This is a genomic window from Longimicrobium sp. (assembly GCF_035474595.1).
GTDB lineage: Bacteria > Gemmatimonadota > Gemmatimonadetes > Longimicrobiales > Longimicrobiaceae > Longimicrobium.
On record NZ_DATIND010000052.1, the window covers coordinates 65,033 to 75,041 of the forward strand.

Sequence of the window (10,009 nt, forward strand, 5' to 3'; positions counted from 1 at the left end):
TTGCCGCGGCTGACCAGCCTGACGTTGGCCACCACGGGAGTCCCTGTCGTCGAGCCGCCGTACAATCCGGGAGCCACCGTCATCCCCTGAGCGCCGCGGCTGGGACCCTGCCCCTGCCCGGCGGGTGATCCGGTGCCGTGCGCGTCCATCCTTTCTTTCCATCCCCCGTCGTTGAAGAAACGCCGCGGACCGGCTATCTTTCCCAGCTTACGTGCATCCTGCCATAACCCGACGACACATCCGTGGAGGTGCCCCGTGGCCGGGCATAGCAAGTGGAAGCAGATCAAGCGCAAGAAGGCGATCACCGACAACAAGCGCGCCGCCAACTGGACCAAGCTGATCCGTGAGATCACCGTGGCCGCCAAGGCCGGCGGCGGCGACCCGGCCGGCAACCCGCGCCTCCGCCTGGCCATCGACACGGCCCGCGCCGCCAACATGCCCAACGAGAACATCGACCGCGCCATCAAGAAGGGCACGGGCGAGCTCGAGGGCGTGAACTACGAGGAGATCACGTACGAGGCGTACGGCCCCGGCGGCGTGGCCATCATGATCGAGTCGCTGACCGACAACGGGAACCGCACCGTGGCCGACATCCGCCGCTGGCTGTCGCGCAACGGCGGCAACCTGGGGACGACCGGCTCGGTGGCGTGGATGTTCGACCGCCGCGGCGAGATCACCCTCGACGGCGACCGCTACGACGAGGACACGGTGACCGAGGCCGCGCTCGAGGCCGACGCGCTGGACGTGCGCTCCGAGGAGGGCACGCTCACGGTGCTGACCGAGCCCACCGGGCTGCACGCCGTGCAGGACGCGCTGCGCGCCAAGGGGATCGAGTGGGAGAGCGCCGAGCTGGCGATGGTGCCGAAGAACATGGTGAACGTGGCGGGCGGCGAGGCCGACACGCTGGTGAAGCTGCTGGAGCTGCTGGAGGACCTGGACGACGTGCAGAAGGTGTACACCAACGCCGACCTGGATGTCGACAGCCTCGCCGAGGTCTGAACCACCCGCGACCGCGCGCACCGGGCGCGCGGGCGAAACCGTGGTGCTGGGGGTGGACCCCGGCACTGCGGTCACCGGCTACGGCGTCGTCGCGCGGCAGGGCGACGGCGCCGTTCTGCTGCTGGAGTGCGGCGTCATCCGCACCCACCCGCGCGCGCCGCTCCCCGAGCGCCTGCGCGATATCCACGAGGGGCTGCTGGAGGTCATCTCCCGCGCGAAGCCCGACGTGCTGGCGGTGGAAAGCGTGTTCTACGCCAAGAACGTCCGCACCTCGGTGGTGCTGGGCCACGCGCGCGGCGTCGTGCTCCTCGCGGGCGCGCTCCGCGGGCTCAAGGTGGCGGAGTATCCCCCCGCCGAGGTGAAGAACGCGGTGGTGGGCGCGGGCGCGGCCACCAAGGACCAGGTGGGCTACATGGTCCAGCGCCTCCTGCGCCTGAAGGAGCCGCCCAAGCCGCACGACGCGGCCGACGGCGTGGCGGTCGCCCTCACCCACTGCTTCAAGGGCTTCGGCCCCGCCGCGAAGGCCTCCGCGCAGATCGCGGCGATGAAGATGCTGATGACGCCTCCGAAGCTCCGCCCGTGAGGTGCGAAGGTGCGAGAGTGCGAAAGTGAAAACAACGCGGATGCGGACGAAGCGCACGAGTGCCGGACATCGAGTCCGCGAAGGCGGACTTCGGGCCGTTGTTGCCGCGAATTCATTCGCCCTTCTCCATCGGTAGAACATCGGATTAAAGTCCGGTGGTCTATCGGTCGAGCCGGCGATCCGAGGCTTACCGATCCATCTCTCCATCCTGACCCGACGATATGATCTCCCGCATCCGCGGTGAGCTGCTGCTGCGCGACCTGGAGCGCGTGGAGGTGATGACGGCCAGCGGCGTCGCGTACGAGATCCACATCCCCACCACCGTGTTCGAGCGGCTGCCGCGCGTGGGCGAGCCGGTGACGCTGCGCACCTACCACCTGGTGCGCGAGGACGCGCAGATGCTGTTCGGCTTCCTGGACGAGGTGGAGCGCACGATCTTCACGCGCCTGATCTCCGCGTCGGGGGTGGGGCCGCGGCTGGCGCTGGCGCTGCTCTCGGCCATGAGCGCGGAGATGCTGGTGCGCTCCATCCGCGACCGCAACGTGGCGGCCCTCACCGCGGTCAGCGGGGTGGGAAAGAAGACCGCCGAGCGCATCTCGGTGGAGCTGTCGAACAAGCTCGACGACCTGGCCTTCGCGCCCAGTCCGCTGGCGGCGCGCACGCCGGGGGTGGAGGAAGCGCTGCGGGCCCTGGTCGCGCTCGGCATCACGCAGGGCGACGCGGACCGCGCGGTGCGCGCCGTGGTCACCGAGCAGGGCTCCGGCCTCACCGCCCCCGAGCTGATCCGCCACGCCCTGGCCCGCGCCACGTCGAAGTGACGGCCGGGGTGATTCGGGTCGGAAGAGGCTGGACTGGCACGCGGTGTGTTGCCCGGCAGAGAGTGTAGCGGGACCCCGATCTTGAAGGAGTGATGGAAGATGCGCCTTTCGACGCTGACCCAGCGGACGGAGCTGCGCGAGGCCGAGCAGCGCCACGACATCGTCGTGCCGGTCGCGATCGTCGCGCTCATTGCCGCGCTCGTGCTGGCGTTCGGCGGGCACTGGATCGTGGCGCTCTGCGCGCTCGCGGCCGGCGGGTTCGTGTTCTTCAACACCGCGGCCGGGGTGCGCGCCGTGGGCGATCCCGACTCCGCCGAGAAGTTCTACCAGCTGGCGAATCCTCATCGCCCGCTCGAGTTGCCGCAGCCCGAACCGGCGGATGCAATCGATCCAGTCCGGTGAATCTCGGCGCCCTGGACCTGCGGCTCATCTCCCGAGTGGTCCGGCCGGGACTCTTCCTTTACGGTGCGCCATGGATTTCAACGCCATTCCTCGCACGGAGCTGGTCGAGTTGGACCCTGCCGAGCCGCTTCCGCCCGAAGCCGCGCCGTGGACGGAGCGGTACGAGATGGTCACCGGCCGCGAGCTTTCGGAGCGGATGCGGCGCCGCATCCTGACGGGCGGGAGCGTGGTCGCGGCGGGGTCGATCCTCGCGCTCGTTCTCGGCAGCCCGTGGGGGATTCCGCCGCTCGTCGCCGGCATCGGGGCGATCGCGGCGGGGATCACCGGAGGGGGCCAGACCGCCAGGCTGGTCGGCCGCCCGGATGGCCGCCACATCTGGGTCGAGCTGCCGCCGGAGCCGCCGGCCGCCGCCCCGCCGCGGGGACGCCTGCGGCGCGCGTGGAACTTCATCACGCGCTCCCCGCTGGGGCAGGCCGCTTACGTGGCCGGGGTCTCCGTGCTGGGAGCCATCATCCTCTTCCATCCGCCGCTCGCGGTGGCGTTGAAGATCGTTGCCGGGGGCGCCGTGGCTTACCTGGGGATGACGGCGGGGCATCTGGTGGAGATCTGGAACCGGCGTACGCCGCTGGGTGCGCCTCCCTCGAAGGAGTTCCTGGAGCTGAGCGATCCGCGGCGTCCGCTCGCCGGCGCGCCACCGCGGGTTTCCGCAGGGGAGACGGCCAAGCGGGCAGTCGGCCCACCGCCTCCCTGATCGCGCGCCGCATCTTCCTCCATCAACCGACGATTCCGATCTCTCGCACCTCCGAGCGCATCTTCAGCCCAGTCCGCCGATCCTGCCGTCCCCTGTCCCCTGTCCCCTGTCCCCTGTCCCCTGTCCCCTGTCCCCTGTCCCCTGTAGTTTCCGCCGGGTAAACCCGAAGCTCTCCCGCAGCCCGACGCTCCCGTGGACCCGCAGCGCTCCGAGATCACCACCCCCGAGGCACTGGGCGACGACGAAACCGCGGAGCTCAGCCTGCGGCCGCAGCGGCTGGCGGAGTTCATCGGGCAGCCCAAGACCAAGGAGTCGCTGAAGATCGCCATCGACGCGGCGCTGAGCCGCAAGGAGCCGCTGGACCACGTGCTTCTGTACGGCCCGCCGGGGCTGGGCAAGACCACGCTGGGGATGCTGATCGCCCGCGAGATGGCCGTGAGCATCAAGCTCACCAGCGGCCCGGTGCTGGAGAAGCCGGCCGATCTGGTCAGCACGCTCACCAACCTGTCCGAGGGCGACGTGCTGTTCATCGACGAGATCCACCGGCTGCGCCCCATCATCGAGGAGTTCCTCTACCCCGCGATGGAGGACTACCGCATCGACATCCGCCTGTCCGAGGGTCCGCACGCGCAGACCATCACCATGCCGGTGCCGCGCTTCACGCTGGTCGGGGCGACGACGCGCTTCGGGCTGCTGACGCCGCCGATGCGGGCGCGCTTCGGGATCGTGCAGCGGCTGGACTACTACCCGGTGGACCAGCTGGCCTTCATCGTGGCCCGCACCGCCGAGATCCTGGGCGTCCGCTGCACGACGGAGGGGGCGATGGAGATCGCCAAGCGCTCGCGGGGAACGCCACGCGTGGCCAACCGCCTGATGCGCCGCGTGCGCGACTACGCCCAGGTGCGCGCCGACGGCGTCATCGACACGCCCGTGGCCGACGCCGCGCTGCAGATGCTGGACGTGGACGAGTACGGGCTGGACGAGATGGACAACCGGGTGCTGCGCTCGCTGATCGAGCAGTTCGGCGGAGGACCTGTCGGCCTGAGCACGCTGGCCGTGGCGATCGGGGAAGATTCGGGGACGCTGGAGGAGGTGTACGAGCCCTTCCTGATCCAGAACGGCTTCCTGATGCGCACGCCGCGCGGGCGCGTGGCCACCACGCTCGCCTACCGCCGCCTGGGCTTCGCGCCCCCGGTAGACAGCCGCGACGGCCCGCAGTCCAGCCTGTTCGAGGCGTGATGGGCGGGGTGGGTCGGGAAGGATGGTTTCGGAAAATGCGAGTGAACTCGCGGCTACAACGGCCCGCAGTCCGCCTTCGCGGACTTCCTGTGCGCGCCCAGCCTTCGCCGCGCGTCCTCGCATCCTCCCCTGATGACGTCATCCTGAGCGCCGCCGCCGCGCCGGACCGTCTCCCGCACTGGATCATGGCGGCGGCCGAAGGATCTGTGGCATCCGCCGCACGTCATTCCGCTGAACCGCGCCGCCGGCTTCGGAAAATGCGACTGAAGTCGCGGCTACAACCGCACGCAGTCCGCCTTCGCGGACTTCCGGTGCCGAACAGCCTCGCGCGGTTTGCGAGGCTTCCCGTAGTTGTTGCTGCGGCTTCAGCCGCCGATGTGCGAGGCCGCGGATGAGCGAGCGCGGCTTCCGCACCTCCGACTACGACTTCCACCTCCCGCCCGGGCAGATCGCGCAGGCGCCGGCCGAGCGCCGCGACGCCAGCCGCCTGCTGGTCGTCGACCGCGCGACGGGCGGGCTGGCGCACCGCGTGTTCGCCGACCTGGCGGAGTACATTCCCGCGGGCGACGCGCTGGTGGTGAACGAGACGCGCGTCTTTCCCGCGCGCCTGCTGGGCCGCCGCGCGAGCGGCGCCGAGGCCGAGGTGCTGCTGCTGACGCCACACGGGGGAGATGAGAAGCTGTGGACGGCGCTCGTCCGCCCCGGCGCCAAGCTGAAGCCCGGCCGCACGGTGGAGGTGTCCGGCGAGCTGCGCGTGGAGATCGTGGAGAGCACGCCCGGCGGCGAGCGCATCGTGCGGCTGGTGACCGACCTGCCGCTGGCCGAGGCGCTGGACCGCTACGGCGAGGTGCCGCTGCCGCCGTACGTGCAGCACCGCGCCACCGAGGAGGACCGCGAGCGCTACCAGACCGTCTACGCCCGCGAGCGCGGCTCGGTTGCCGCACCGACGGCGGGGCTGCACTTCACCCCCGAGCTGATGGCCGCGCTGGAGGCGAAGGGCGTGCGCATCGTCCGCCTGGTGCTGCACGTGGGCGTCGGCACCTTCCGTCCGGTGGAGACCGACGACCCCGCCGAGCACCGCATGCACAGCGAGTGGTACCACGTCCCGCGCGAGGCCGCCGACGCGCTGAACGCCGTCCGCGCGGCCGGCGGCGCCATCTGGGCCGTCGGCACCACCGTCACGCGCACGCTGGAGACGGTCGCGGACGAGGCGGGCGTCATCCACGCGGGCGAGGGGTGGACGGACATCTTCATCCGCCCCCTGTACCGCTTCCGCGCCGTAGACCACCTCATCACCAACTTCCACCTCCCCAAGTCCACGCTGATGATGCTCGTAGCCGCGTTCGCAGGTTACGAGCTGACAATGCAGGCGTACGCTGAGGCGGTGGAGCGCGGCTACCGCTTCTTCTCGTATGGCGATGCGATGGTGATCGTCTGATCCTTCCGAGGCCACCGACGTGAAAGGCGGCTGAAGCCGCAGCAACAACGACGGGAAGCCTGCTGCGCAGGCTGGCACCGGCGTGCGAATAGGCGTCCGCCGCGCGCCCGCAACTACCTTGGGTGCAGTTGAAGCCTCGCGCAGTTTGCGAGGCTTTCCGTAGTTGTTGCCGCGGCTTCAGCCGCCCTTGGGATGTCGGGCGAACGCACTCATCAGCATCATCCTCCCGCCGATTCATCCTCCCGCATCCGCTCTTCCATCGCGGCGTCGGGCTCCACGAACACCGTTTTTGCCTGCAGCAGCGTGACGCGGCCCGGGGGGGCGCCGCGGGGCTTGCGGACGTACTTGCGGCGCGTCCAGTCCACGGCCACGGTGCCGGACGAGCGGGCCTTGCTGTAGAACGCCGCCAGCACCGCCGCCTCGTCCAGGTCGCGCGCGGGGGGCGCGCCCTCCTCGCTCCATCTCAAGACGACGTGCGAGCCGGGGACCTGCCGCGCGTGCAGCCACACGTCCTCCGGGTGCGCGTGGCGGAAGGTGAGCACATCGTTGTCCTTCGAGGTCTTCCCGACGCGCACCTCCAGCCCCCCAGACGTGCGGTAGACGCGGTAGGGGAGGCGCACCTTCTTCTCCGCGGGCTTCGCGCGCTCGCGCTGCTCGGCCTTCGCCAGCGCGCCCGCCACCCACGCAGGCGTCTCGCCCGCCTCGATCGCCGCGACGGCGGAGGCCCAGCGCGCGGCCTCGGCCTCGGCGCGCTGCAGCAGCTCGGGGAGGCGGGTCTCGGCGCGGGAGCGGCGGCGGGCGTCCTCGTACAGCTTCTCGGCGTACTCGTGCGGCTTCAGCGCCGGGTCCACCGCGATCTTCAGCTTCCGCCCGTCCGCGTCGTACACCGTCACCTTCGCGGCGCCGGGCTGCACGCGGGCGATGTTGGCCAGCACCAGGTCCGCGTGCGTCCGCAGGCGCTCGGCCTCGCCCACCGTCGACCGCTGCGCGGACAGGCGCTCGATGCGGCGCCGGGCGGAGACGAGGCGCCGCCGCGCGCGCTCCAGCAGTTCCGCGCGGTCGCGCTCCTCCGCGCCGGACTCGCCCGCCTCGGCCAGGAGCTCGAAGGCGGCGAGGAGCGATTCGCATCGCCGCGCCGGGATCCCGTCCAGCGGGAGGGGATAGGGCTGCGGGCCGTTCTTCATCTCCAGCAGAACGGGCTCGGGAGATGGACAATGGCGCATCTCCCACCATCTCCCGAACGCCGTTTCCAGCGCGGCCGCGTCGTCCGTTGATCCCGCATCTCCCAGGATCGCCGCGGCGTTGATGGGGCTCGTTCCCGCGAACCACCGCAGCAGCTCGCCGCGGCGTTCGGGCGGCGGGACGGGGGCGAGGCGCGAAATCCACTCCGCGCGCGCGTCATCTACCGATAACCCGTTGCCGCTGAACCGCTTCTGGGGCTCGGGGGGATGATAGACCTCGCCCGTGCGCAGCGTTCGCCCGCCGGCCTCGCGGGTGCGCAGGAGGGAGACGATGCGCCGGTCGGCCGAATCGACCAGCAGCGCGTTCCACTGGTTGGTGTGCAGCTCGACGACGAGCGCGCGGGTGCCGCCCCGGAAGCGGTTTCCTTCGTGCAGATCGATGCGCAGCATCCGCTCGTCGTCGGGCGCGGCGACGCGGACGATGCGCGCGTCGGGGAGGCGCGCGTCCATCCCCTCCGGGCGCGGGACGATGCGCACCCAGCCGCGCGTGGGGTGCAGGTCCCAGCGCAGCGCCTGGCCGCGGTCCAGCAGCAGCGTGGCCGAGAGGTCGCTGTCGAAGACCGGGAGCGGATGCGCCGAGCGGCCGTTCAGCAGGGCGGCCAGCTCGGCGGCCAGCGCGCGGGCCAGGGGCGGATCGAAGCGGAGGAGGTTTGACACGGCCTGAACATCTCCGTACAATTCAGGCACGTCAACCCGCTACCACGGACATCGTTTCGGCCCGGCGGCAACCTGGAAAGGCCGGGCCCGGGAGATTGGGAAATGTCCACACAGCGCGGGAATGGCGTGCGGAGGGTCACCGTGCCCGACCTCCGCGAAATGAAGCGCCGCGGCGACAAGATCGCCGCGCTGACCGCATACGACTACCTCTTCGCCCGGCTCGTGGACGGCGCGGGGGTAGACGTCGTGCTGGTCGGCGATTCGCTGGGGCAGGTGATCCTGGGGCTGGACACCACGCTGCCCGTGACCCTCGACGACATGATCCACCACGCGCGCGCCGTGCGCCGCGGGGTGGAGCGTGCCCTCCTGGTCGTCGACCTCCCCTTCCTCACCTACCAGGTGTCCCGCGAGGACGCGGTCCGCAACGCCGGCCGCGTGCTGCAGGAGACGTACGCCCACGCCGTGAAGCTGGAGGGCGGCTCGGAGCGGACCGCGGAGACGATCCGCGCGATGGTGGAGGCGGGGATCCCGGTGATGGGGCACCTGGGCTTCACCCCGCAGTCGGTGAACGTGATCGGCGTGAAGGTGCAGGGGAGGGACGACGGGAACCGCCGGCGCCTGATCGACGAGGCGCGGCGGGTGGAAGATGCCGGAGCCTTCGCCATCGTCCTGGAGCTGATGCCGGGCGAGCTGGCGGAGGAGATCACCGCCGCGCTGGAAGTGCCCACGATCGGCATCGGCGCGGGGGCGGGGTGCGACGGGCAGGTGCTGGTGCTGCACGACATGCTGGGGCTGAACACGGACTTCAGGCCCAAGTTCCTGCGCCGCTTCGCCGAGGTGGGCCAGGCGGTGTCGGAGGGCGTGGGCGCGTACGTGCGGGCGGTGAAGGGGGGCGAGTACCCCGGCGCGGAGCACACCTTCGAATGAGCGTGGAGAGCCTCGCGGCCGCGGAGTGCATCGACGTGGCCGCCGCGGAGTGCGCGGACGCCGCGCCGGTCGTCGCGCGCACGAAGGCGGAGGTGCGCGCGTGGGTGGCGGAGCAGCGCGCGGCGGGGAAGCGCGTGGGGCTCGTTCCCACGATGGGGTACCTGCACGACGGCCATCTCTCGCTGATCGACCGCGCGCGGGAGACGGCGGACGTGGTGGCCGTGTCCATCTTCGTGAACCCGCTGCAGTTCGGGCCCGCGGAAGATCTCGACCGGTACCCGCGCGACCTGGAGCGCGACCTAGCGCTGGCCGCGTCGCGGGGGACGGAGCTGGTGTTCGCGCCGTCCGCCGCGGACATGTATCCGGAGGGCGAGCCACGCGTGTCCGTCCTTCCCGACGAGGAGATCGGCGGGCGGCTGGACGGCGGGGCGCGGCCGGGGCACTTCCGCGGCGTGCTGACGGTGGTGGCCAAGCTGTTCGGCATCTTTACCCCGGACATGGCCGTGTTCGGGCAAAAGGACTTTCAGCAGGCGGCGCTCATCCGCCGGATGGCGCTGGACCTGGACCAGGGGGTGCGGGTGGAGGTGGCCCCGATCGTGCGCGAGCCCGACGGCTTGGCGATGAGCTCGCGAAACGTTTATCTTTCCCCCGAGGAACGGGAGCGCGCGCGTGCGCTCTCGCGCGGCCTGGAGCACGGGCGCGCCCTGTTCGCCGCCGGCGAGCGGGACGCGGAAGCGCTCCGGGCCGCCTTGTGGAAGGCCCTGGAGGTTCCGGGGGTGCAGGCGGAGTACGCCGAGGCCGCGAACCCGCTGACCCTGGAGCCCGTGGCCACGGCCGATTCCGGGACCGTGCTCCTGGTGGCGGCCCGGGTGGGCAGGACGCGGCTGATCGACAACGCGGTCCTTTCCTGATCCCCTGCAGCCTTCGCGCAAGGAGACTGCCATGTTTCGCACG

At 71.2% G+C, this 10,009-nt stretch carries 10 protein-coding genes; 9 read left to right on the forward strand and 1 reads right to left on the reverse strand.

Annotated features, from left to right (window positions below):
• Window positions 1-255: 255 nt before the first annotated feature.
• From VLK66_RS10035 to queA, 7 genes are all read left to right on the forward strand, one after another.
• Window positions 256-999, forward strand: coding sequence for a YebC/PmpR family DNA-binding transcriptional regulator (locus tag VLK66_RS10035; protein ID WP_325309267.1), 744 nt, complete (start codon window positions 256-258; stop codon window positions 997-999).
• A complete protein-coding gene (gene ruvC, locus VLK66_RS10040; RefSeq protein ID WP_325309268.1) occupies window positions 974-1,582 on the forward strand; it encodes a crossover junction endodeoxyribonuclease RuvC in 609 nt (202 codons plus the stop codon). The genes VLK66_RS10035 and ruvC overlap by 26 nt, the downstream gene beginning before the upstream one ends.
• 221 nt (window positions 1,583-1,803) lie before the next feature.
• Window positions 1,804-2,400 (forward strand): Holliday junction branch migration protein RuvA, encoded by a 597-nt coding sequence (ruvA, locus tag VLK66_RS10045; RefSeq protein WP_325309269.1) that lies wholly within the window; start codon window positions 1,804-1,806, stop codon window positions 2,398-2,400.
• 99 nt (window positions 2,401-2,499) lie between these two features.
• A complete protein-coding gene (locus VLK66_RS10050) occupies window positions 2,500-2,802 on the forward strand; it encodes a hypothetical protein (RefSeq protein WP_325309270.1) in 303 nt (100 codons plus the stop codon).
• A 109-nt stretch (window positions 2,803-2,911) separates the two neighbouring features.
• Entirely contained in the window at window positions 2,912-3,553 is a 642-nt protein-coding gene (locus VLK66_RS10055) for a hypothetical protein (RefSeq protein ID WP_325309271.1), read from the forward strand.
• A 192-nt stretch (window positions 3,554-3,745) separates the two neighbouring features.
• A complete protein-coding gene (gene ruvB, locus VLK66_RS10060; protein WP_325309272.1) occupies window positions 3,746-4,792 on the forward strand; it encodes a Holliday junction branch migration DNA helicase RuvB in 1,047 nt (348 codons plus the stop codon).
• Between the two features lie 391 nt (window positions 4,793-5,183).
• Window positions 5,184-6,230: a tRNA preQ1(34) S-adenosylmethionine ribosyltransferase-isomerase QueA gene (gene queA / locus VLK66_RS10065; protein ID WP_325309273.1), complete on the forward strand. Its 1,047-nt coding sequence runs from the start codon at window positions 5,184-5,186 to the stop codon at window positions 6,228-6,230.
• Between the two features lie 218 nt (window positions 6,231-6,448).
• Here the strand turns inward: queA and VLK66_RS10070 are convergent, their stop codons facing one another.
• Complete coding sequence (locus tag VLK66_RS10070) at window positions 6,449-8,128, reverse strand: NFACT family protein (protein WP_325309274.1); 1,680 nt, start codon at window positions 8,126-8,128, stop codon at window positions 6,449-6,451.
• A 141-nt stretch (window positions 8,129-8,269) separates the two neighbouring features.
• On the opposite strand from VLK66_RS10070, the gene panB reads away from it, so the two are divergent.
• Window positions 8,270-9,055: a 3-methyl-2-oxobutanoate hydroxymethyltransferase gene (panB, locus tag VLK66_RS10075; RefSeq protein ID WP_325309275.1), complete on the forward strand. Its 786-nt coding sequence runs from the start codon at window positions 8,270-8,272 to the stop codon at window positions 9,053-9,055.
• Entirely contained in the window at window positions 9,052-9,966 is a 915-nt protein-coding gene (gene panC, locus VLK66_RS10080) for a pantoate--beta-alanine ligase (RefSeq protein WP_325309276.1), read from the forward strand. Before panB ends, panC begins: the two co-directional genes overlap by 4 nt.
• Window positions 9,967-10,009 lie beyond the last annotated feature (43 nt).